Genomic DNA, 22,290 nt, shown 5'->3' with positions numbered 1-22,290 from the left:
GCGGAATGAATGCGGGTTTGCAACATTTAAGAGTGCGTTAATCGGCATCGGCGACATTGCCCCGATTCGAGACAAATAAACGTAGCGTGCGGGGAAAACCATGGCTGCCACCATTTTGATCGCCGATGACGACGCAGTACAGCGCCGTTTGGTTGAAAACATGGTGCAGAAGTGCGGCTATGAGCCCCTCGTCGTGGACAGTGGCGACGCGGCGATCGCGGCCCTGACCGCATCCGAGACGCAGGCGATTGACGCCGTCGTGCTCGACCTCGTGATGCCGGGCCTCGACGGTCTTGGAGTCCTCGCAAAAATTCGTGAAGCTGGTTTGACCGTCCCGGTCATCGTGCAGACCGCGCATGGCGGCATCGACAATGTCGTGTCGGCGATGCGCGCCGGTGCCCAGGATTTCGTCGTCAAGCCGGTCGGCTTCGAGCGGCTGCAGGTTTCCCTGCGCAACGCCCTCAACGCCTCGGCGCTGAAGGGCGAATTGCAGCGGATCCGTCACAGCCGCGAGGGCCGGCTGACCTTCTCCGACATCATCACCCGCAGCGAGGCGATGGCCGGGGTGCTGCGCACCGCGCAAAAGGCCGCGTCCTCGACGATCCCGGTGCTGATCGAGGGCGAATCCGGCGTCGGCAAGGAACTGTTCGCGCGCGCCATTCACGGCAGCAGCGAGCGCAAGGCCAGGCCGTTCGTTGCGGTGAATTGCGGCGCGATCCCGGACAATCTCGTCGAATCGATCCTGTTCGGCCACGAGAAGGGCGCCTTCACCGGCGCCACCGAGCGCCATCAGGGCAAGTTCGTCGAAGCGCATGGCGGCACGCTGTTCCTCGACGAGGTCGGCGAATTGCCGCTGGCCACGCAGGTGAAATTGCTGCGCGCGCTGCAGGAAGGCACCGTCGAGGCGGTCGGCGGCCGCAAGCCGGTCAAGGTCGATGTTCGCATCATCTCGGCGACCAACCGCAAGCTGCTCGATCTCGTGAAAGGCGGCCAGTTCCGCGAGGACCTGTTCTATCGCCTGCACGTGCTGCCGCTGACCATTCCGGCGCTGCGGCAGCGGCGCGAAGACATCCCGCATCTGCTGCGGCATTTCCTGGCGCGGTTCTGCGCCGAGGAGAACCGCAACATCACCGGCATCAGCGGCGAGGCGATGGCTCACCTCTCGCAGCTCGACTGGCCGGGCAACATCCGCCAGCTCGAGAACACCGTGTATCGCGCCGTGGTGATGAGCGACGGCGACCAGCTCGGGCTCGCCGATTTCCCGCAAGGAACGGCGCATCCGGCGCCGGATGGCAAATCGCTGCAGGGCGAGCCGCTGGTGGTGTCGCCTTCCACGGCCCCCGCCATGATTTCCGGTAATGAAATACCGGTTGCCACCTCCCTGCCCACCGCCGGCGGCCTTTCCATGCTCAGTGCCGCGGGCGAGGTGCGCCCCCTGGAAGATCTCGAGAACGAGATCATCCGCTTCGCGATTTCGCATTATCGCGGACAGATGTCGGAGGTCGCGCGCCGCCTCAAGATCGGCCGCTCGACACTCTACCGCAAGCTCGACGAAGCCGCGGCCGGCGCGCGCGCAAACGACGCTACTTAGCCCTCGAGGCCGACAGGGCCGCACCAGGGAACCCTTTGAACCGTGTCGTGGCGGTGACAGACAAAGGCTGTGCCGCGTGGCAAAAACGCACAGCCCGGAGCGAAATCAGCTGCTTCGAGGTCAGTTTGTCGTGAGTTGCCCCGCATGGCGCTGGCTGCATGAGAGGGGCAAAGGTATCGTCTGCGTTCGTTGTGTGCAGGCGTGCGAGTCGATCGAGAGGCCGGCGCTTTCGCGCAAGCTATGAAACCAAATTCTGATTTGAACTGTTCCAACTTGATGAGGGGCAGTTTCACCCAGGGGGTGTGACGATGCGTGACTGTTCGAACAACCGTAGAGGATTTGACCGCGTATTGATGGCCGTCGCGGCAACCTTCCTCACGGTGTCCGCGACCTCGGCCCTCGCGCAGGACACGCCGCACTCCAGCGCTTCGGAACTCGCGATCGACGCGGCGATCCCGCGCCCCGAACCGGCCAACGTGCCGCCCCCCACCGCAAGCGATTTCAAGGCCGACACCACCGCCGCGCTGCCCGATGCAGCCAAGCCGGCCGACGTGAAGCCAGCGGATGTGCACGCCACCGAAGCCAAGCCTGCTGAGACAAAGCCGGTCGACGCCAAGCCGGCAGAGCCGAGCGCGACTGCAAAGGCCGTCGAGCCGAAGCCCGCCGATGCCGTAACCGCGCCGGCGACGAAGCCCGCCGACGCGCCAAAGACCGATACCGCCGTCGCGCCGGCGGCGGCCACCCCCGCCCCTGCAACGGCCACCGCGCCTGCCGCAAGCCCCGCGCCTGCAACGGCAGCGGCGCCGACCACAGCTCCTGCTCCCGCGACCGCCGCAGCGCCGGCGGGCGAACCGGCGAAGGCGGCAAGCAACGTTGCTGCCGAGGATCAGCCGGTTGCCGACAAGCTGCGCGAACTGCTCGCCAGCAAGTCGCTGCGTAGCTTTGACCGCAAGAACGAGCGCGCAGCGGCCGAGAAGTTCTATTCGGCTCGCGAATACGCGCCGGTGTTCACCAAGGCCGGCAAGCTGACCGACGCCGGCAAGGGCGTCATCGCCCGCCTGAAGGACGCGGCCGCCGACGGCCTCGATGCATCAGACTATCCGGTGCCGGATTTCGCCGCGGCGACCTCGCCGGACGCGCTGGCCGACGCCGAGCTGAAGCTCGCCGCCAGCATGCTGGACTACGCCCGCCAGGCCCAGAGCGGCCGCATGCACTGGTCGCAGGTGTCGGCGGACATTCTCTATCCGGAGCACCCGATCGATCCGGCGGAAGTGTTCGCCAATGTGACCTCCGCCAAGGACGCCTCCGCCGCGCTCGACGGCTACAACCCGCCGCAGAAGCTCTACAAGGAGCTGAAGAAGAAGCTCGCCGAGTTGCGCGGCCAGGGCGACGGTCCGGTCATCACGATCGCGGACGGTCCGACGCTGAAATATTTGCCGGCGCGCAAGAAGCAGGCCGCGGTCGAGATGGACGATCCGCGCGTGCCGGACCTGCGCAACAAGCTCGGCATCACCGAGGATGCCGACAGCACCAAGTATGACGCGACGGTCGCGCGGGCGGTGGAGAAATTCCAGAGCAGCGTCGACCTCAAGCCGACCGGCGTTCTCGACGAGCGCACGGTCAAGGCGCTGAACAATCCGAAGCGCGACCGGCAGGTCGACACCGTGATCGTCAACATGGAGCGCTGGCGCTGGCTGCCGCGCCAGCTCGGCGCCGCCAGTGTCGGCAATGCCTATGTGATCCTCAACATCCCGGACTACACGCTGAAGGTGATGCAGAACGGCGCGCCGGTCTGGACCACCCGCGTCGTCACCGGGAAGCCCGGCCAGCATGCCACGCCGCTTCTGACCGAGACGATGAAGTACATCACGGTCAATCCGACCTGGAACGTGCCGCCGTCGATCATCTACAACGAATATCTGCCGGCCCTGCAGCAGGATCCGACGGTGCTGCAGCGCATGGGCCTCAGGCTCGAGCGCAACCGCGACGGCTCGATCCACATTTCGCAGCCGCCGGGTGAAGCCAACGCGCTCGGCCGCATTCGCTTCAACTTCCCGAACAAGTTCCTGGTCTATCAGCACGACACGCCGGACAAGTACCTGTTCGCGAAGGACGAGCGCGCTTTCAGCCACGGCTGCATGCGCGTGCAGAATCCCGATCAGTACGCCGCCGTCCTGCTCAACATTACCGAGCCGAACCAGCACTACACGCCGGAGCGGATCCGCAGCATGTACGGTTCGAGCGAGGTCGACCTGAAATTCCCGACGCCGATCCCGGTGAACATCACCTACCAGACCGCGTTCGTGGACGATGCCGGCAAGCTGCAATTGCGCAGGGACGTTTACGGCCGCGACGCCGCCATGCTGTCGCTGCTCAGGAACGGCCGCGGCAAGGATCTCGAGACGGTGGTGGCGCACGCCCAGCCGAGCTACTCGCGTCCGCCGAGCAGCAGCCTGCCCGCCGGCGTCAATGTCGCCGGCGACAACGGCTTTGGCTCCTCCGGACCAAACTTCTTCGAGCGCCTGTTCGGAGGATTCGGACAGCCGGAGCCGCAGCCGATCCGTCGCGGGCAGGCCCAGCAGCAGCGCCGGGTGATCACCCGCTAATCTGCATTGCCGCCCGATTGGGATAAATTTTGAAGCAAAATCAACGATCTCGCTCAAAAGGCGAGACCGTTTACGTTAACCATTTCGGGTCTCGGCCGGGGAGCAGGGCTATCTTTTGCCACAGTCGCCCAGTTAGTTAAGCCTAACTTGGGGGCGGGTCGGTAAACCTCGGTTAACCCTCCCGCTTTAAGAAAGCGTTCACCGTCTTCCGCAGGGGGTCTGCGAAAGATGCCGACCGAACGCTCGTCGACTGGGTGGGCTCATAGTGCTGGCTGTCTTCGCACGCCGCTGCAATCCGCTGTCGTTGCCTAAGGCCGGATACCAAGTCGGCCTGACTGCGCTATTGCTGTTGGCGGGCGCAGGATCGGTGCACGATGCCACCGCGCTGAACCAGACCCGCACCCTCTCCTTCCACCACACCCATTCCGGCGAAGACCTCACCGTCACCTTCAAGCGCGAGGGCCGCTACGACGAAGGCGCGCTGAAGCAGCTCAACCACTTCCTGCGCGACTGGCGTTCCCAGGATGAAACGGTGATGGACCGTCACCTCTTCGACATCCTGTGGGACGTCTATAACGACGTCGGCGGCAAGCAGCCGATCCAGATCATCTCCGCCTATCGCGCCCCTGCCACCAACGCCATGCTCCGCCGCCGCTCCTCGGGCGTTGCGCGCCACAGCCAGCACATGCTGGGGCATGCGATGGACTTCTTCATCCCGGGCGTGCCGCTGGAGCAGATCCGCTACGCCGGCCTCCGCCTGCAGCGCGGCGGCGTCGGCTTCTATCCGACCTCGGGCTCGCCGTTCGTCCATCTCGACACCGGCAGCATCCGCCACTGGCCGCGCATGACCCGCGATCAGCTGGTCAGGGTGTTCCCCGACGGCCGCACCGTCCATGTCCCGACCGACGGCACGCCGCTCAAGGGCTATGAGCTTGCCAAGGCCGATATCGAGCGCCGCGGCAATGGTGACGATGCCGCGACCATCGGCAAGCCGAGCCTGTTCGCGAAGCTGTTCGGTGGCGGCAAGTCGAGTGACGATGAAGACGAAGGCGCGGCCAGCGTGAACGACAAGCCCGCCGCCAACACCGTGGTGGCCGCCGCCGCGCCCGCCAAAGCCGCCGATCCGGTTCCGCTGCCGCGCGCCAAGCCGCAGTTCGCCGCCGCCATCCAGCTCGCCGCCGCCGACGCCCAGCTCGTTCCGATGCCGAAGGCGAAGCCCGCGGTGCAAATGGTGCAGGTGGCCGAGAACACCGCGCCGCAATCGCCTGCCGACATCATCAATGCCCGCGGCTTCTGGGGTGACGAGGGTGAGGCGCCGAAGCAGGCGTCGGCGGCGCAGATAGCCGCGCTGAAGGCCCGCGAGGCGGTCGGCGGTACCGATCCGCAGACCACTGCCAGCACGACAACCGAAAACTTCAACAAGGCGCTGGCCTATGCGCCTGCGGCGTCACCGGTCGATCGCGCAAACATCGTCGCAGCGACCGCGCCGATCCCGCGCAACGTGCGCCCGACGCGCAATGCCGCGGTTCCTAGCACCGAAATCAACACCGTCGTTGCCAAGGGCGCACCGAGCCAGGGCGTGATCACCACCTCCGCGCGGATCTCGGCTGCCAAGGGCAACGATATCTGGATGCGCGTGGTGATGCTGGCGCCGAGCGCGAGCAATGCCATGCTGACCACGGTGCTTGGCGACACCGACATGACCATGATGCGGGCTCATTTCGTGAAGCCGCAGGCCGCCGTCGTCATGACCTTCTCGGAAGATCCGATGATGGGCATGACCTGCGACCGCTTCTCGGGCTCGGCGACCGCCCTCCTGACGACCCAGTCCTTCGTGCTCCGCACCGCCTCGCTGCGCTGAGCCGCGCTTCTGCCGACAAGATAGCTTTCCGCCCCTTCAGGCCGGCAGCCCTGCCTTGAGCAGGCCGGCCTCGTAGCGTGCCCGATCGGGCTCATACTTGTAGCGCTGGGTTGTCAGATGCGCGGCAACCGAGAAGGTCGGTTCGCGCTTCAGCACCTCGGCGGCGTGGGCAGAGGCCGCCACCGTGTTGCCCATCTGCGCGAAGGTCGCCGCGAGGAAGGCATGATGGGTGTGGTCGGGGCGCGTGATGCGCGAGAACGCCTCGACGGCGTCGGCGTATTTCTCGGCGCAATAGCAGGCCCGGCCGAGATGACTCCAGAAGCGCTCCGGATGGAACGGATTGAGGCGCATCGCCCGCTTGATCCAGTCGATGCCCTCCTCGGGCCGCCCGAGCCAGGTCAGGAGCTCGCCCTGCTGCACGACGACGAGGTCGTAGTTCGGGTTCAGCGCGAGCGCGCGCTCCTGGTGGAAGGCCGCCTTGTCGTGGTCGTCGCGGTTAAGGTTCAGCGCGGCGAGGATCCGGTGCACGTCACTGTCATTGTCGTCGAGCTTGAGCGCGATCTCGAGCTCTGCGGCGACCTGCGCCATTGTCGCGTCGCGGTCGGTGCACCAGTTGTAGACCCAGGTCTGGCCGAGCACGCAGGCCCGCCAGGCGTGGGCATGGGCATAGTTTGGGTCAAGCACGATGGCCCGCTCGAGCAAGCGTTGCGCCTCCGCGTTGTCGTCCCGTGCCGAGCGATGATGCAGCACCTTGGCGGCAAGCACGCATTCATAGGCCGCCATGTTGTCGGTCGGCTTGCGCTTGACGCGGTCATGCGCGGCAGCCTCGACGCGCCCCGGCAAGGTCGCCACGATCGCGCGCGTCATCTCGTCCTGGATCGCGAAGATGTCGGCAAGCTCGCGGTCGTAGCGTTCGGCCCAAACGTGCCGGTCGGCCACGGCGTCGATCAGCTGCACGGTGACGCGGATCCGGCCGCCCGCCTTCCGCACGCTGCCTTCCAGCACATAGTCGACGGCGAATTCCTTCGCGACGTCCTGCACCTTCACGGCCTTGCCCTTGTACACGAAGCTCGAGTTGCGCGAGATCACCAGCAGATCGTGGAAGCGCGACAGCTCGGTGATGATGTCCTCGGTGAGCCCGTCGGCGAAGAATTCCTGCTCGGGATCGCCGCTCATGTTGACGAGCGGCAGCACGGCGATGGAAGGCTTCTTGGCGACGACAGGGGCGGCCACCGCACTCGGGTGCTCCGGAACGGGCCTGGCACCGGATTCGAGATGAACGCGAAAAACCCGGATCGGGCGCGCGATGTTCTTGACGGTCTGGTCGCCGAGATCCTCGAAGCTCAGATCTTCCAGCCGATCGCCGACCTGATCGCGCACCGCGCCGGAAATGCAGATGCCGCCGGGCTCGGCCAGCGTCTCCAGGCGGGACGCGACGTTGACGCCGTCGCCGAAGATATCGGCGCCGTCAACGATCACGTCGCCAAGATTGATGCCGATGCGAAACTGCATCCAGCGCGCCGGCGCGACGTCGGCGTTGCGCTTGGCCATCCGGCTCTGGACCTCGGCCGCGCACAGCACCGCATCGACGACGCTATGAAATTCGACCAGCAGGCCGTCGCCGGTGGTCTTGATGATGCGGCCGCGATTCTTGGCGATGGCCGGATCGATCAGTTCGATGCGATGGGTTTTGAGGCGCGCAAGGGTGCCCGTCTCGTCAGCCTCCATCAGGCGGCTATAGCCGACCATGTCGGCGGCGAGGACCGCAGCGAGCCGACGCTCTGGTCCTGGCACGTCCATCTGAACGATCTGCCCGGTTACCTCGCCGCCAGTGTAGCAAATCCCGGGATTTCACCCAAGCCTCGACAGGAGGCCTTCCAGCAGCTTTGACCTGAGCCTCAGGGAGAGCCTTTGGGGGGCGCCCTTGGCAACGCCCGGCAGGGGTGGCCGCTGGCCGCCTCAGAGCATCCCCAAAGCCTGCATGTAGGTCTCCAGGATGGTCTCCTGCTCCTGGCGCTCGTTCGGATCCTGCTTGCGCAGACGGATGATGGCGCGCAGCGCCTTGACGTCGAAGCCGTTGCCCTTGCTTTCGGCATAGACGTCGCGAATGTCGTCCGAGATCGTCTTCTTCTCTTCTTCCAGCCGCTCGATGCGCTCGATGATGGACTTGAGCTGGTCCTTGGCAAATCGCGTTGCGGGCTCTTCCTTGACGGCGGCAGACGTGGTGGCCATCGCGCACTCCTGAACAGGTATTGAAATGTTACGCGAATACGCGCCTTGCGCACCGCTTGCTGCGGGCGACCCTCGATTTTGGCGCGCGTTCCGTCAAGGAAACATCGCGCTCATCCACAGCGCGCCCACAGGAGATGCTGGTCTTTCAGGTATAAACGTCATTCGGGGGCGATGCGGCAGCATCGAACCCGGAATCTCGAGATTCCCCGATGCGCAATTGCGCATCTGAGGTCTGGTGCTAACGCACCATCCCGGAATGACGTTGCTCGGCTTAATGCCCGCTTTGGGCTTTCTTCATCGCCGCGAGTTGCTCCGGCGTTGCGCTGCCCTGATACTTCGCCTTCCATTCCTCATACGGCATGCCGTAGACCGCCTCACGGCTCTCGTCCTTGCTCACGGCAAGGCCCTTGGCGTCGGCCTCTTCCTTCATCCAGTTGGACAGGCAGTTGCGGCAGAAGCCGGCGAGGTTCATCAGGTCGATGTTTTGCACATCGGTGCGGTTGCGCAGGTGACTGACGAGACGCCGGAAGACCGCGGCCTCGAGTTCCGTTCTGGTTTTGTCGTCAATGCTCATGATCGTGATCCCGTGTGTCGCGCTCACCATATTGATATCAGGTGGGAATTGTCACAGATTTTGCCATATCGGCGCGCAAAACGGACCGGTCCGGCCACCCCGGCCATGGTCCGACAGCGTCGCAGACGGGCGCCCGCCCGTTGACAGTGCCGGCCGGGCACGCGAAATCGTCCATGATTTGATATAGCTTCGCTGCATGAGCCCAACAGATTCCCTCGCCTCAGCTCCCCGCAATATCCGTCTGACGTTGGCCGGCCTCCTGCCGGTGCTGGCGCTGGTCGCGGCCTGCCTGTGGACGAGCCCGGCGGCGGCCGATTTCCGGCTCTGCAACAACACCTCGAGCCGCGTCGGCATCGCGCTCGGCTACAAGGACGCCGAGGGCTGGACCACCGAGGGCTGGTGGAACGTGTCGTCGCGCACCTGCGAGACCTTGCTGCGCGGCAACCTTGTGGCGCGCTATTACTACATCTACGCTCTCGACTATGATCGCGGCGGCGAATGGTCCGGCCAGGCCTTCATGTGCTCGCGCGACAAGGAATTCACCATCAAGGGCACCGAAAATTGCCTGGCGCGCGGGTTCGACCGCACCGGCTTCTTCGAGGTCGACACCGGCGAGCAGCGTGCATGGACCGTCCAGCTGACCGAAGCCAACGAACAACAGCCGCAGAAAGTACCGGGAATGCCGGGCGGCGTGGGTCCAGGAAGTCCCGGGGCGATGCCGGGCCTGCCCAACCCGCCGCCGGGCGCAGCGCCGCCGGGCGCGTCTGGTCTGCCGCCAGCCGCACCACCCGGAAACAAACCATGAGACGACTGCGTCGAATCAAGATCCTCGCAACGCTCGGCCCGGCCTCCTCAGACAGCGCGATGATCCGCAAGCTGTTCGAGGCGGGCGCCGACGTCTTCCGCATCAACATGAGCCATACCCCGCATGACAAGATGCGGGAGCTGGTCAAGACCATCCGCAATGTCGAATCGAGCTACGGCCGGCCGATCGGCATCCTGGTCGACCTGCAAGGGCCGAAGCTGCGGCTTGGCTCGTTCGCGGAAGGCTCGACCCAGCTCAAGAACGGCCAGAGCTTCATTCTGGATTCCGACAAGACGCCGGGCGACAACAGCCGCGTCCAGCTTCCGCATCCGGAGATCCTCGCGGCGCTCCGCCCGGGCCATGCGCTGTTGCTCGACGACGGCAAGGTGCGGCTGATCGCCGAGGAAACCTCGCCCGAGCGCGCGGTCACGCGCGTCGTGATCGGCGGCAAGATGTCGGACCGCAAGGGCGTCAGCCTGCCCGATACCGATCTGCCGGTGTCGGCGATGACCGCAAAGGACCGCGCCGACCTGGAAGCCGCGCTGCCGGAGGGGATCGACTGGGTCGCGCTGTCCTTCGTGCAGCGCGCCGAGGACGTGATCGAGGCCAAGAAGATGATCCGCGGCCGCGCCGCCGTGATGGCCAAGATCGAGAAGCCGCAGGCGATCGACCGCCTTGCCGACATCATCGAAGCGTCGGACGCGCTGATGGTGGCGCGCGGCGATCTCGGCGTCGAACTGCCGCTGGAACGGGTACCGAGCCTGCAGAAGCAGATGATCCGGATGGCGCGCCGCGCCGGCAGGCCGGTGGTGGTCGCAACCCAGATGCTGGAATCGATGATCCAGGCGCCGGTGCCGACGCGCGCCGAAGTCTCCGACGTCGCCACCGCCGTCTACGAAGGCGCCGACGCCATCATGCTGTCGGCGGAATCCGCCGCCGGCAAATTCCCGGTGGAGGCAGTCTCCACCATGAACCGCATTGGCGAGGAGGTCGAGCGCGACCCGACCTATCGCAACGTGATCAACGCGCAGCGCGTCGATCCCGAAGCGACGGTGGGTGACGCCATTGCCGACGCCGCGCGGCAGATCGCCGAGACGCTCGACCTGTCGGCGATCATCTGCTGGACGTCATCAGGCTCGACCGCGATCCGGGTGGCGCGCGAGCGGCCTAAGGTGCCGGTGGTCGCGATCACGCCGAACCTCGTCACCGGCCGCAAGCTGTCGGTGGTGTGGGGCGTCCATTGCGTGGTCGCCGAGGACGCCCACGATCTCGACGACATGGTCGACCGCGCCGGCTCGATTGCGTTCCGCGACGGTTTTGCCAAGGCCGGCCAGCGCGTCATCATCGTCGCCGGCGTGCCGCTCCGCGCGCCCGGCACCACCAACATGCTGCGTATCGCCTCGGTCGGCCCGAAGGGCGACGCGCAGCTCTAGATTCCTGTTTGGCGCGTTTTCTTCACGCGTACCGGTGCCTATTTCGCTCGAAAACGCTCTAACCCGCCGCGCCGCGATCAGCCCTGCAATGACGCGTCGAGCGTGATCTTGGTGTTGAGCAGCTTCGACACCGGACATCCGGCCTTCGCCTTGCCGGCCAGTTCCTGGAACGTCGCGTTGTCGGCGCCCGGGATCTTCGCCGACAGCGTCAGATGCACCGCGGTGATGGCGAAGCCGTCGGCAACCTTCTCCAGGGTCACATCGGCCTTGGTCTCCATATGCTCCGCCGTGAGCTTGGCTTCGCCCAGGATCAGCGACAGCGCCATCGTGAAGCAGGCGGCGTGCGCAGCGCCGATCAGCTCCTCCGGGTTCGAACCCGGTTTGCCCTCGAAACGGCTGGCGAAGCCGTAGGGGTAATCCGAGAGCGCGCCGCTCTTGGTCGAGATCGCGCCCTTGCCGTCCTTGATGCCGCCCTGCCATTTGGCCGAGCCATGGGTTGTCGTCATGGGTTGCTCCGTGAGGTTGGTTGAACCCAGCCCGCAAAACTACAACGCCAATGCGACAGAAGTGTTCTTCGCGCGCGTTGGCCTCATCCTGGACTCAGGCGCCGACCAGCGCCTTCGCCGGAGTCGTCGCCTGCACCACGAGGCCACGCGCGCGTGCGTCCATCACGCCGACCGCGCGCAGCGCTAGCAGCGTCACGGTCTGCACCGCGTCACGCAGCTTGATCGGATCGTCGAGATTGGCCGGCGCCAGCGGGCCGACCAGCGCTTCGTGCAGCGCGCCGAGCAAGGCGGTGGCGGCCAGCGCCGTGTCCTGCGCCGGCAGGTGCCCGGCGCGCACCGCGGCATCGATGCGCATGGCAAGCTCGCCGGAAATATCGCGGCGGCTGGCGAGGCGCGAGGCGGTGACGTCGACGTCGACCGGCTCGGCCAAAATGCCCCAGGCGAGCTTGCGCTGCGACAGCACGTGGACCGCGATCGTCGTCACCGCGGCGGCAAGCGCCGATGACGGCCCCGGCGCAGCATCGGCGGCACGCCGAATCGCCGTGAGCTCGTCGCGCGAGACTTCCGTGATCAATTCCGAGATCAGCTCGGCCTTCGACGGGAAATAGCGGTAGACTGTTCCCGCCGCGACATTGGCCCGCACCGCGACGGGTGCGATCTGGACCGCCGCCATGCCGCCCGCCGCCGCCGCGTCCCGCGCAGCCGACAGGATGGCGCTGCGCCGCGCGGCCAGCCGTTTCACGACCTGATGAGTTCGCCGGTAAACCATGGCATTCCGTCCCCCCGCCGTGCGCCCCGGCCGGCGCCCACCGGCAGAACACACGAGTCTTCAACGTTTTGAGCGATTGATCCCGCAATCGCCTGAAGAAGTGAACAACTATTCAGACTGGTTGACAAGCTGGAATTGTAAGGATTTTTTTGCAACCTCTGGTACCACCTCTGATTGAGCCGGCGGTGCTTCGGGCCTCTCCCCGACCGGTTCAGGGCCGCGATGGTAAATCGCCGGCTAAGGTGATCGCTCGAAATCGAGACATCTGATCTTGCACACACTCGCGATATCGCCGCGGCATTTACCCGAATTTATCGGAAGCCGTGGTCGAGTGCGCGCCAGCATCACGCGTGGCGTTGGCTCTGGATGCCCCCGGCCGAAACAAGCAAGAAAGCGCATGTCACTCTCCATCACCAGCAGCGTGAGCAGCCGTAGCGCGGCGCGAGGACTGGTGCCGCTGTGCGCCGCCGTGGGCGCCTATCTGTTTTATCTCTCGGCCGGCGAAATCCTGCTGCGCGATTCCGACACGATGTGGCAGATCCGGGTCGGACAGTGGATCCTCGAACACGGCGCGATGCCGACATCGGACGTGTTCTCGTTCACCCGTTTCGGCGAGCCCTGGATCTCGAGCTCGTGGCTGCCGCAGGTGGTGTACGCGCTCGTATACGGCGGCGATTGGGCCGGGCCGGTGATCCTGTCGTCGATGGCGATCGGCGCGACGGTCGCAATCTTCCTGCATCTGTTGAGCCCGTATTTCGATCCGGCGCGCGCGCTTCTGATCGCGGCGCTGGCGCTGCTGTTGTCGACGATCCACTTCTTGGCGCGGCCGCATGTGTTGGCGCTGCCGGTGCTGCTGGCGTTCATCGGCGGCCTGCTCGTGGCCGCGGATCGCCGCGCCTCACCGTCATGGTGGCTGCTGCCGCTGATGACGCTGTGGGCCAATCTGCATGGCGGCTTCGTTCTCGGCCTGGCGCTGATCGGACCGATCGGACTGGAGGCGGTGTGGAACGCGGAGCCCGGCCGCCGCCGCCAGCTTGTCGTGCGATGGGGCCTGTTCGGCCTCGCCGCGCTGGCCGCGAGCTGCCTGACGCCCTATGGCTGGAACAGCCTGCTCGGCGCGACCAAGATCCTCAGCCTCGGCAAATTGCTGACGCTGATCGGGGAATGGAAGCCGGCGGATTTCAGCAAGCCCAGCTTCTTCGAAGCCACGCTGCTCGGCCTGATCGGCCTGATCTGCTATCGCAGGCTGACGCTGTCGGTGCCGCGGATCCTGCTGCTGCTCGGGCTGATCTGGATGGCGCTGAGCCATGTCCGCAACATCGAGGTATTCGCGTTCATCGCTCCGCTGGTGCTCGCCAAGCCGATCGCCGAGCAATGGGGAACGGCAGGCGCCACCGCCGCCCGCTTCGGAGAAACGCGCGCATTCCCCGTCGTCGCGATCCTGGCTGTGATCGCGATGGTGATCGGCGCGTGGGTGACGACGGCGATGTTCGTCGCGCAGCATCAGTTCAAATTCCTGCCGATGTTCTCGCCCGTTGCCGCGGTCGATGTGCTGCAGCAGCACAAGGCGCAGCGCGTGTTCAGCACCGCGCCGTTTGGCGGCTACATGGTCAGCCGCGACATGAAGGTGTTCATCGACGGCCGCGCCGAGCTCTATGGCGAGCAATTCGTGCTCGACTATTACGATGCGCTCGACGCCCGCGACGTCGGCCGGCTGCTGGGCCTGCTCGACAAATACCGGATCGATGCCACGCTGCTGAGCTCGGACTCGCCCGCCGGCAACGCGCTGGATCACCTGAAGGGCTGGAAGCGGCTGTACAAGGACGACATCGCCGTGATCCATGTGCGCTCGGACGAGACGAAGGCCGGCGCGGCGGCGGCCACGGGTTCGAAGTAGCTTTGCTATTGCGTTGCCTGGAATCGCGCACTGCTGAGCCCGTCATCCTGAGGTGCGAGCCTTGCGGCGCAATTGCGCCGCTGGCCGAGCCTCGAAGGATGAATCGGCCACCAGTCGGGCCGTCGATCCTTCGAGACGCCGCTGCGCGGCTCCTCAGGATGACGGGTTTGATCCCCGGCGCTCACAGTTCAAGCGCGATCAGCCCCACCCTCAATTCCCTGTCTGAAGCTCGCCGAAGCGATCCCAGGTCTTGCCGTTGAAGCGCATCAGTTGCATCTGATCGACCGGCACGTGGTCGGCCGGCGAGGTGTTGACCTTGATGCCCGGCAGCAACATCGGCAATTCCAGGCCCTTGATCGCGAATGCCTGACGCAGGATGTTCTCGGTCGAGAGATCGTCGCCGCAGGCCTTCAGCACCGCCTCCAGCGCCATCGCGCTGTTGTAGGCGTTGACGTAGTTGGTGTCGTGCTGGTCGCCGTCCGGCACGTATCTGGTCATGAACTCGCGCCAGCCCTTCATGCCGGGATCGTCGCTCCATGCCGGGTCGTCCGGATCCTTCACATAGGCCGTGGAGATGATGCCGGTGCCGGCCTCGAGGCCGGCAGGCTGCATCACGGTCGAGATCCACACCGCTGTGTTGGACAGGAAAGTCATCGGCCGCCAGCCGATCTCAAAGGCCTTGCGGATCGACTGCGCCGCGAATTTCGGCGTCGCCGCGATCACGAAGACGTCGGCATTGGTGGCCTTCAGCTTGACGATCTGGGAGTCGATCGTCGGGTCCGTGATCTCATAGGTCGCAACCGTGACCAGAGACTCATACTTCTCGCCGAGCACGTCCTTGAGGCCGGCGAGATAGTCGCGGCCGTAGTCGTCGTTCTGCGAGATGACGGCGAACCTTGCATTCGGATTCTTCGCCAGCGCATAGCGCGCATATAGCCGTGCCTCGTAGCGGAACGGCGCCTGCACGCCCATCGTCGCCTGCGGGAATTGCGTGACGTCGCCGAATTTCGAGGCGCCGGAGGCCAGGAACAGCTGCGGGATGTTCTTGCCCTGCAGGTACTTTGCGATCGCGGTGTTGTGCGCGGTGCCGATCGAGGAGAAGATCAGCGCGACCTCGTCGCTCTCGACGAGGCGGCGCGTCTGCTCCACCGTCTTCGGCGGCGCGTAGGAATCGTCCAGCGAGATGAAGTTGATCTTGCGGCCATTGATGCCGCCGCGCTCGTTCAGCATCCTGAAATAGCCGGCTTCGCCCTTGCCGAGTGCGCCGAACGCCGACACCGGCCCGCTATAGGGCATGGTCTGGCCGATCCTGATTTCGGTTGATGTGACGCCCCGCATCTCGTCGGCGAGAGAAGACGTGGGCAGCAGCAGGAACGAAATGGCGCCAAGCGCGCCGAATGCCTTGCGCATCGGCCTCCCCTTCCCTTTTTCTTGCCGCGCCTTCAGACATCGCGGCTGTGCCGTTTGACGGCTTGGCGGGAGGATGCCACGGCGTTGCAGCGGAGGCCACGGATATTCGAAAGGCGCGATTTCAGCGCTTGCCGCGGTCCCTGACCGGGATCACGAATTTCAGCCCCGACCAGACGTTATCGACCGCACAGACCTTGACGTCGACCAAGCCGTTCGCGAGCCCGGTTGCGCGGACCTCCTTCTCCGTAAGGTCGGTCGCGACACCCGAACTCTTCTTCGGCCACGATACCCAGATCATGCCGTCAGGGGCGATCGCATGACGGTAACGCCGCAGCCTGGCCGCAAGCCCCTCGGCCTTGGCGGCGAACAGGTGCACGGCATCGAGCGGTGCCCGTGCGGTCTTCGCTACCAGCACATCGGCGGGCAGCTCGCCGACAACGTCGCCATAGGGAACGGACAACCCGTCGACAAAAATACAAAAGCCCGGCTTGAGGCCGAGCTTTTGCACAACTGGTCTGCCGGAAGTGCCGGCCATCGCGGGCGAGGCTTACGCCTGCGGCTGCGGCTCCATGCCGGTGTCCGGATCGGGACGCGGGCGCGGCTTGCCGGCCGGCGGCACGGCGGATGCGCGCGGCGTCGACGGCTCCAGCACCGACTCGCGATTGGGCTTCTTGCCCTTCAAGAGGTCGATGATCTCGTCGCCGGTCAGCGTCTCGAACTCGAGCAGGCCCTTGGCGAGCGCCTCGAGATCCTCGCGCTTCTCGGTGAGGATCTTGGTCGCCTCGTTGTAGCCTTCCTCGACCAGACGCCTGATCTCGGAGTCGATTTTCTGGACGGTCGCCTCGGACGCATTCTGCGTGCGCGAGACCGACATGCCGAGGAACACCTCGTCCTGGTTCTCGCCGTAGGAGACGGTGCCGAGCTCTTCCGAGAGGCCCCAGCGCGTCACCATCATGCGGGCAAGGCGGGTCGCCTGCTCGATGTCGGAGGCGGCGCCCGAGGTCACCTTCTCGCGGCCGAAGATCAACTCTTCGGCGACGCGGCCACCCATCATGATGGCAAGGCGCGAAGTCATCTGCTCGAGCGACATCGACAGCTTGTCGCGCTCCGGCAGCTGCATCACCATGCCCAGCGCACGGCCGCGCGGAATGATGGTCGCCTTGTGGATCGGATCGGTCGCGACGACGTTGAGGCCAACGATGGCGTGGCCGCCCTCGTGATAGGCCGTCAGCAGCTTCTCTTCCTCGGTCATCACGAGCGACTTGCGCTCGGCGCCCATCATCACCTTGTCCTTGGCCTCTTCGAACTCGGCCTGCGTCACCATCCGCTTGTTGCGGCGGGCGGCGGTCAGCGCAGCCTCGTTGACGAGGTTCATCAGGTCGGCGCCCGAGAAGCCCGGGGTGCCGCGCGCGATGGTCTTGAGGTTGATATCCGGCGCCAGCGGCACCTTGCGGACGTGAACCTTGAGGATCTGCTCGCGGCCGACGACGTCCGGGTTCGGCACCACGACCTGGCGGTCGAAGCGGCCGGGACGCAGCAGCGCGGGATCGAGCACGTCGGGACGGTTGGTCGCCGCGATCAGGATCACGCCCTCATTGGCCTCGAAGCCGTCCATCTCGACCAGCAACTGGTTCAGCGTCTGCTCGCGCTCGTCGTTGCCGCCGCCGAGGCCGGCGCCGCGATGACGGCCGACCGCGTCGATTTCGTCGATGAAGATGATGCAGGGCGCGTTCTTCTTGGCCTGCTCGAACATGTCGCGGACGCGGCTCGCGCCGACGCCGACGAACATCTCGACGAAGTCAGAACCGGAGATGGTGAAGAACGGCACGTTGGCTTCGCCCGCGACCGCGCGCGCGATCAGCGTCTTGCCGGTGCCGGGAGGGCCGACCAGCAACACGCCGCGCGGAATCCGTCCGCCGAGCCGCTGGAATTTGCCGGGGTCGCGGAGGAATTCGACGATCTCCTGCAGATCCTGCTTGGCCTCGTCGACACCAGCGACGTCCTCGAAGGTGACGCGGCCATGGGCCTCGGTCAGCATCTTGGCGCGCGACTTGCCAAAGCCCATCGCCTTGCCGGCGCCGCCCTGCATCTGCCGCGACAGGAAGATCCACACGCCGATCAGCGCGATGAACGGCAACCAGGAGACGAGCAGCGAGACGAACCACGGCACGTTATCGCCGGGCGCCTTCGCGGTGATCTGCACCTTGGCGTCAAAGAGGCGCTTCACGAGCGTCGGATCGCTCGGCGCGTAGGTCTGGAAGCTCGTGCCGTTGTTGAAGGTGCCGTGAATCTCCGGCCCCTGGATCACGACGTCGCGGACATGGCCCTGATCGACCTCAGTGAGAAGCTGCGAGAACGAGATGTCCGAGGACGACGAGCGCTGGCCAGGATTCTGGAAAAGCGTGAACAACGCCAGCAACAGCAGGACAATGATGACCCAGAGGGCGAAATTCCGCAGATTGGCGTTCATGGTCTTCCTTCGTGGTCGCGCGGATCGCGGCCTCTCTCTATCCTTGGGCAGGCTCTGTGGGAATCCCCAGGGAATCCATCCCGTCGATGGCATACAATTTAGGTGCCGCTGGGGTAGATGCCAAGGGAACCACGCACGACTATTTACCGCATCCTAGCGCGATTCCCGGTCAAAAAATGGCGCTGAATCCGGTGTTTTTCCGGGGTGGTTAAGCCTCTTTGCCCGATTATGACAGCGATTGAAACAATCGAACCCGGCTCAGCGGGAGCGCGCCCGGCGGGGCGGTGCCGGGCCGATCCTGATCCGGCCGGCAGCGATGCTGATGACCGCTCCGGCAAGGGTCTGTTTCAGCCTGGATTCGCGTTTTCCCAAAGTCCCATCCAAGGCCTCGTCCATCGCGGCGAGCAGGGTTTCGACCTTGCCGAGCTCGGCCGGGCCCTCATGTCCGACGCGGTCGATGGCGCGCTTGAGCAGACGGACGCGAATTTCCTCGGGCATTACTGCGAACAGTGCAGCATCGAAGCCCGTGCCAGAGTTATCCTCGCTCTTCAACGCAAGATAGTGCTCGGCGCCGTCGACCAGCACCTCCAGGGCGGCGTTGGCGCGCGCGATCCGCGCGGCAAGCCGCGCCAGGTTCCGCGCGTCGCCGCCCTCCGCCGCGAGCATCTGCATCAGCGCGCGCAGCCGCGGACGCATGAAGGTTCGATCGCGGTTGGTCGGATCGTCGGCAAAGCCGATGCGCGCCTTCTGCAGCGTCGCGATCAGCTGGGCCTTGGAGATGTCGAGCAGCGGCCGTGTCAGCAAGACGCCATCGCGCTCGGTCTCGCGCGCCATTGCCGAGAGGCCCGCAACGCCGCTGCCGCGCAGCATCCGCATCAACAGCGTCTCGGCCTGATCGTCACGGGTGTGCGCGGTCAAAATATGCGTGGCGCCATGCTTGCGTGCGGCCTGCGCGAGCAGTCGATAGCGGGCCGCGCGCGCGGCCGCCGGCACGCCGGTTCCAGGCTTTGGTCCAGTCCAACGCAACGTGTGATGCGGCAGCTCGAGACTTCGCGCCAGCCGCTTGACGTCGCGCGCCTCGCGAGCCGCTTCAGGACGCAGGCCGTGATCGACCGTGACCGCCACCAGCCGCGGTCCCTGCGCGAGCGCGCGGCGCCAGCGCGCGGCGAGCCACATCAGCGCGACTGAATCGGGACCGCCGGACACCGCAAGCAGGAGCGCCGGCGCGCCCGCAAGGCCTGCGAACAGGCGCTTGGCGTCCCTTGCCGGGATGGCGGATTGATCGTCGGGCATCGCAAAACCAGCTGCTGGCGGAGAGGCCGGAAGCGGCCTTCCCGCATCTGGTTTAGCACTTCACGCGCTTCTGCTCGCGATCAACCGCAGCCTTGACCCCGCCGGACGCGCGCGGGTACTTCCGCGTGATCTCGCCGAACGCGGCGCAGGCCGCTTCCTTCTCCTTCAGCGCCGCCAGCGACTGGCCGAGCCGCAGCAGGGCGTCGGGCGCCTTCGCGGACTTGTCGAACTTGGTGGTCACGCCGAGGAAGGTCTCCGCAGCATCGCGATATTGCTGGCGCTGGAAATAGCTTTCGCCGAGCCAGTATTGCGAGTCCGCCACCAGGGGATCGTTCGGATACTTCTGGCCGAAGTTCTTCATCGTCTCTTCGGCGAGCGCATAGTCCTTGCGCTGCATATAGCCGATGCCGAGGTCGAACTCGTCCTTCGACGTCGCCGACGGCGGCAGCGTGGTCAGGGCTGCGCTTGCGCCGGGCGCACGCTGCGGGCTGGTGTTGCCGAGATTGAGCGGCTCGCCTGCCCCACGGCCGCCGGGCGCACCAACCGCCGCCTCACCGGGCATCGGCATCCCGCCGCCGCCAAGTGCGCGCGGCGCCCCTGGGGCATTCGGGTTCTGGTTCGGATCGAAGGCATCGCCGCGGCCGCGGCGGCCGGAAGCCGCCGGCGCCGGCTCCTGCGCGATCGGCGCAGGCGCCGCGATCTGCTGCTGCTGGTCATAGCCGCCCTGCGGCGGCCTGCCATATCCTTGCTGCGGCTGGCCGTAGCCTTGCTGGGGCTGGGCGTAGCCCGGCTGCGCTTGCGGGTAGGCCTGCGGTTGCTGCGCCGGTGGCGCCGCCGCAACGGGTTGGCCCGCCGGAGCCTGTCCAGCTGGGCCGGGCGGTTGCCCGCCAAGCTGCCGCAGCCGCTCCTCGAGCTGGCGGTTACGGTATTGCAGTTCCTCGTTCTGGCCGGTCAGCTGCCGCAGCTGGTTCTCGAGCCGCTCGATCCGCATTTCAGCATCGGAATCGTCGGATTGGGCAAACACTGGCGCGGAAACGGCGAGCAACGCCGCGATCGCCGCGGCGGAGGAAAGAAAATGAATCCTGGATGACATTTTGCCCTGACGACGAGATCGACGTGAAAAGCGAGCGACATTGAAAGACGGAGTACGCCGGAATTGTGACTGGCACTTCAAATCCGGGACAGCGTCGCGGGATACCGGTTTAGTACGGACGCTGGAACAAGCAAGCGGCCAATTGCGCGCAGCTTCGTTCATCTTGATGACGGCGGGCCGGGCCTTCACGCGGCCAAAACAAAAACCGGCGCCCTGAAGGCGCCGGCTTGAAAACACTCATTCAGGTTCGCGTCAGGAGCTGGCGTTCAGCACGGTGACGGCGCGACGATTCTGCGACCAGCAGGAGATGTCGTTACAGACCGCGACCGGACGCTCCTTGCCGTAGGAAATGGTGCGCATGCGGCTCGGATCGATGCCGCGCGAGGCAAGGTAAGCGCGGACCGACTGGGCACGGCGGGCACCGAGCGCGATGTTGTATTCGCGGGTGCCGCGCTCGTCGGCATGACCTTCGATGGTGAAGGAGTAACGATTATAGGTCTGCAGCCACTGCGCCTGCTTGTCGAGGGTCGCCGTCGCCTGCGGGCTGAGATCGGTCTGATCGCTCTCAAAGAACACGCGGTCGCCGACATTGACCACGAAATCCTGCTGGCTGCCCGGGGTCGCGGCGCCCCCAATCGCGCCATTGGCGTCCAACGGGTTCTTGTTGGCGCAGGCGCCCATCGACAGCGCCACCGCCAGAACCGCAACCAGCTTCATACCCTGGAGATAATTCATTCCCGGAGCCTCCACGCTCGCGCTCTTCGTACTACCCAATCGGTCTACAGGGCGATGGTTAAGCGAACGTTCCGTCAACCTTGACGAGACCTTGCTGAACCCCATCAAATGCCAGGCAATGGCGAAAAGCGCCCCCGATGGTTAATGGGTGGCAAATGTGGCGCGATGGTGAAGGGAAGGCAAGGTTCGCGGGAACCGGCCGCTTTTGCAGGACAATTTGGCCTGCGCGCAACAGTCGATCGACACTGACTCGATGAGAATGGCCGATTCCCTCAGGGATTCGGCACGATCGAAGCGCGCTCGAACGGCTGCACGAAGCCGTCGGGCTGCAACTGGCCTTCGCGGTCGAACAGCATGCGCCGCTCGAAGGCGCTGGAGCGCAGGAAGGGATAGCGGGCCAGCACGCGTTCCCGCACCGTCGGCAAATGCGACGCCATCAAGCCGACCGGCTTCACCAGCCCGGGATAGAGCCGCGGCTCCGACCAGGTCTCGTGCAGGAACACACGCCGGTAGAACGCCATGTGCTCGGGCCGGACCGGCGCCAGGCCGTAATCGGCGTTGAAGTGCACGCCCGCGGTCGAGCCGAGGCGCACGGTGACATAGGGCAGTTCCGGAACGTTCCGGGCCTTCTCGGGATCCGCGACGAAGCGCGTCGAGTCGATGAAGACCAGACCCTGATCAAGCTTCGGCAGCAGCACGTCGCCGAACACCTCGAGCGTCGGCGAGGTACGCCATTCCGGCGTCACCACGGTGATGCGGATCGAGCTGCAGAGTTCGCCTTGCAGATAGACACCGAACACCCAGGCATTCGGCGCATCATCGAACTGATCGACGACCCGCTCATCCGCCGAGGGCCGGATCGCACCTTCGCGCAGATAGGCGCGATAGCGAAGCCGGTAGATCTCGTCTTTCTGTTCCGGGGTCTGAGCGAGGCGGTAATCGACTTGATCCAGAGGGTCCGCAAGCCTTCCTGTCGCGGGCTTGATGGCTTCGGCCGCGGACCTCATTTGGTACT

The 22,290-nt window shown here is 65.5% G+C and carries 18 protein-coding genes; 6 read left to right on the top strand and 12 right to left on the bottom strand.

The window, feature by feature from the left end:
* The first annotated feature begins 100 nt into the window (after nt 1-100).
* The 3 genes from ACVWZM_RS25910 (at nt 101) to ACVWZM_RS25900 (ending at nt 6,058) form a co-directional block, all read left to right on the top strand.
* Nucleotides 101-1,591, top strand: coding sequence for a sigma-54-dependent transcriptional regulator (locus ACVWZM_RS25910; protein WP_456855275.1), 1,491 nt, complete (start codon nt 101-103; stop codon nt 1,589-1,591).
* A gap of 308 nt (nt 1,592-1,899) precedes the next feature.
* Nucleotides 1,900-4,197: a L,D-transpeptidase scaffold domain-containing protein gene (locus tag ACVWZM_RS25905; RefSeq protein WP_456855274.1), complete on the top strand. Its 2,298-nt coding sequence runs from the start codon at nt 1,900-1,902 to the stop codon at nt 4,195-4,197.
* A gap of 265 nt (nt 4,198-4,462) precedes the next feature.
* A complete protein-coding gene (locus tag ACVWZM_RS25900) occupies nt 4,463-6,058 on the top strand; it encodes a DUF882 domain-containing protein (RefSeq protein ID WP_456855273.1) in 1,596 nt (531 codons plus the stop codon).
* A 36-nt stretch (nt 6,059-6,094) separates the two neighbouring features.
* Here the strand turns inward: ACVWZM_RS25900 and ACVWZM_RS25895 are convergent, their stop codons facing one another.
* From ACVWZM_RS25895 to ACVWZM_RS25885, 3 genes are all read right to left on the bottom strand, one after another.
* Nucleotides 6,095-7,858: an adenylate/guanylate cyclase domain-containing protein gene (locus tag ACVWZM_RS25895; protein ID WP_076828030.1), complete on the bottom strand. Its 1,764-nt coding sequence runs from the start codon at nt 7,856-7,858 to the stop codon at nt 6,095-6,097.
* A gap of 159 nt (nt 7,859-8,017) precedes the next feature.
* Nucleotides 8,018-8,290, bottom strand: a complete 273-nt coding sequence (locus ACVWZM_RS25890) for a DUF2312 domain-containing protein (protein WP_016841616.1) — start codon at nt 8,288-8,290, stop codon at nt 8,018-8,020.
* A 271-nt stretch (nt 8,291-8,561) separates the two neighbouring features.
* Entirely contained in the window at nt 8,562-8,864 is a 303-nt protein-coding gene (locus ACVWZM_RS25885; RefSeq protein ID WP_050422684.1) for a DUF1244 domain-containing protein, read from the bottom strand.
* A gap of 196 nt (nt 8,865-9,060) precedes the next feature.
* Between ACVWZM_RS25885 and ACVWZM_RS25880 the strand changes: the two genes are divergently transcribed.
* Nucleotides 9,061-9,669 (top strand): DUF1036 domain-containing protein, encoded by a 609-nt coding sequence (locus ACVWZM_RS25880; RefSeq protein ID WP_038377731.1) that lies wholly within the window; start codon nt 9,061-9,063, stop codon nt 9,667-9,669.
* The gene (gene pyk, locus ACVWZM_RS25875; RefSeq protein WP_225162447.1) at nt 9,666-11,102 is read left to right on the top strand and encodes a pyruvate kinase; all 1,437 of its coding nucleotides are present in this window, start codon (nt 9,666-9,668) and stop codon (nt 11,100-11,102) included. Before ACVWZM_RS25880 ends, pyk begins: the two co-directional genes overlap by 4 nt.
* Before the next feature lie 77 nt (nt 11,103-11,179).
* On the opposite strand, the gene ACVWZM_RS25870 is transcribed toward pyk, so the two are convergent.
* Together ACVWZM_RS25870 and ACVWZM_RS25865 are read right to left on the bottom strand one after the other, a co-directional pair.
* Nucleotides 11,180-11,608 (bottom strand): OsmC family protein, encoded by a 429-nt coding sequence (locus ACVWZM_RS25870; RefSeq protein WP_016841620.1) that lies wholly within the window; start codon nt 11,606-11,608, stop codon nt 11,180-11,182.
* Between the two features lie 94 nt (nt 11,609-11,702).
* Nucleotides 11,703-12,377 carry a TetR/AcrR family transcriptional regulator gene (locus ACVWZM_RS25865; protein WP_026191806.1) on the bottom strand — a complete coding sequence of 225 codons (675 nt, stop codon included), beginning with the start codon at nt 12,375-12,377 and terminating at the stop codon, nt 11,703-11,705.
* 397 nt (nt 12,378-12,774) lie between these two features.
* On the opposite strand from ACVWZM_RS25865, the gene ACVWZM_RS25860 reads away from it, so the two are divergent.
* The gene (locus tag ACVWZM_RS25860) at nt 12,775-14,274 is read left to right on the top strand and encodes a hypothetical protein (protein ID WP_456855272.1); all 1,500 of its coding nucleotides are present in this window, start codon (nt 12,775-12,777) and stop codon (nt 14,272-14,274) included.
* A gap of 210 nt (nt 14,275-14,484) precedes the next feature.
* Here ACVWZM_RS25860 and ACVWZM_RS25855 read toward each other — a convergent pair whose 3' ends face one another.
* From ACVWZM_RS25855 to ACVWZM_RS25825, 7 genes are all read right to left on the bottom strand, one after another.
* Complete coding sequence (locus ACVWZM_RS25855; protein WP_456855271.1) at nt 14,485-15,684, bottom strand: ABC transporter substrate-binding protein; 1,200 nt, start codon at nt 15,682-15,684, stop codon at nt 14,485-14,487.
* 121 nt (nt 15,685-15,805) lie between these two features.
* On the bottom strand, nt 15,806-16,192 hold the full coding sequence (locus tag ACVWZM_RS25850) for a DUF3052 domain-containing protein (protein ID WP_244558820.1): 387 nt from the start codon (nt 16,190-16,192) through the stop codon (nt 15,806-15,808).
* 39 nt (nt 16,193-16,231) lie between these two features.
* Nucleotides 16,232-18,154: an ATP-dependent zinc metalloprotease FtsH gene (gene ftsH, locus ACVWZM_RS25845; RefSeq protein ID WP_057018122.1), complete on the bottom strand. Its 1,923-nt coding sequence runs from the start codon at nt 18,152-18,154 to the stop codon at nt 16,232-16,234.
* Between the two features lie 258 nt (nt 18,155-18,412).
* A complete protein-coding gene (gene tilS / locus ACVWZM_RS25840) occupies nt 18,413-19,447 on the bottom strand; it encodes a tRNA lysidine(34) synthetase TilS (RefSeq protein ID WP_057018121.1) in 1,035 nt (344 codons plus the stop codon).
* Nucleotides 19,448-19,499: 52 nt separating this feature from the next.
* The gene (gene ybgF / locus ACVWZM_RS25835) at nt 19,500-20,540 is read right to left on the bottom strand and encodes a tol-pal system protein YbgF (protein ID WP_076828018.1); all 1,041 of its coding nucleotides are present in this window, start codon (nt 20,538-20,540) and stop codon (nt 19,500-19,502) included.
* Nucleotides 20,541-20,792: 252 nt separating this feature from the next.
* On the bottom strand, nt 20,793-21,275 hold the full coding sequence (pal, locus tag ACVWZM_RS25830; protein WP_016846948.1) for a peptidoglycan-associated lipoprotein Pal: 483 nt from the start codon (nt 21,273-21,275) through the stop codon (nt 20,793-20,795).
* A gap of 272 nt (nt 21,276-21,547) precedes the next feature.
* The gene (locus ACVWZM_RS25825; RefSeq protein WP_057018120.1) at nt 21,548-22,282 is read right to left on the bottom strand and encodes an N-acyl amino acid synthase FeeM domain-containing protein; all 735 of its coding nucleotides are present in this window, start codon (nt 22,280-22,282) and stop codon (nt 21,548-21,550) included.
* Nucleotides 22,283-22,290 lie beyond the last annotated feature (8 nt).

This window comes from Bradyrhizobium sp. USDA 4501 (assembly GCF_054062115.1).
The sequence above is the reverse complement of the archived record's forward strand: the minus strand, read 5'-3'. Positions and strand labels throughout refer to the sequence as shown.

What these genes read in the sequence shown, in the direction of transcription:
- ACVWZM_RS25910 (WP_456855275.1), top strand. Translation starts at nt 101, where the DNA reads ATGGCTGCCACCATTTTGATCGCCGATGACGACGCAGTACAGCGCCGT.
- ACVWZM_RS25905 (WP_456855274.1), top strand. Translation starts at nt 1,900, where the DNA reads ATGCGTGACTGTTCGAACAACCGTAGAGGATTTGACCGCGTATTGATG.
- ACVWZM_RS25895 (WP_076828030.1), bottom strand. Translation starts at nt 7,858, where the DNA reads ATGGACGTGCCAGGACCAGAGCGTCGGCTCGCTGCGGTCCTCGCCGCC.
- ACVWZM_RS25890 (WP_016841616.1), bottom strand. Translation starts at nt 8,290, where the DNA reads ATGGCCACCACGTCTGCCGCCGTCAAGGAAGAGCCCGCAACGCGATTT.
- ACVWZM_RS25885 (WP_050422684.1), bottom strand. Translation starts at nt 8,864, where the DNA reads ATGAGCATTGACGACAAAACCAGAACGGAACTCGAGGCCGCGGTCTTC.
- ACVWZM_RS25880 (WP_038377731.1), top strand. Translation starts at nt 9,061, where the DNA reads ATGAGCCCAACAGATTCCCTCGCCTCAGCTCCCCGCAATATCCGTCTG.
- pyk (WP_225162447.1), top strand. Translation starts at nt 9,666, where the DNA reads ATGAGACGACTGCGTCGAATCAAGATCCTCGCAACGCTCGGCCCGGCC.
- ACVWZM_RS25870 (WP_016841620.1), bottom strand. Translation starts at nt 11,608, where the DNA reads ATGACGACAACCCATGGCTCGGCCAAATGGCAGGGCGGCATCAAGGAC.
- ACVWZM_RS25865 (WP_026191806.1), bottom strand. Translation starts at nt 12,377, where the DNA reads ATGGTTTACCGGCGAACTCATCAGGTCGTGAAACGGCTGGCCGCGCGG.
- ACVWZM_RS25860 (WP_456855272.1), top strand. Translation starts at nt 12,775, where the DNA reads ATGTCACTCTCCATCACCAGCAGCGTGAGCAGCCGTAGCGCGGCGCGA.
- ACVWZM_RS25855 (WP_456855271.1), bottom strand. Translation starts at nt 15,684, where the DNA reads ATGCGCAAGGCATTCGGCGCGCTTGGCGCCATTTCGTTCCTGCTGCTG.
- ftsH (WP_057018122.1), bottom strand. Translation starts at nt 18,154, where the DNA reads ATGAACGCCAATCTGCGGAATTTCGCCCTCTGGGTCATCATTGTCCTG.
- tilS (WP_057018121.1), bottom strand. Translation starts at nt 19,447, where the DNA reads ATGCCCGACGATCAATCCGCCATCCCGGCAAGGGACGCCAAGCGCCTG.
- ybgF (WP_076828018.1), bottom strand. Translation starts at nt 20,540, where the DNA reads ATGTCATCCAGGATTCATTTTCTTTCCTCCGCCGCGGCGATCGCGGCG.
- pal (WP_016846948.1), bottom strand. Translation starts at nt 21,275, where the DNA reads ATGAATTATCTCCAGGGTATGAAGCTGGTTGCGGTTCTGGCGGTGGCG.
- ACVWZM_RS25825 (WP_057018120.1), bottom strand. Translation starts at nt 22,282, where the DNA reads ATGAGGTCCGCGGCCGAAGCCATCAAGCCCGCGACAGGAAGGCTTGCG.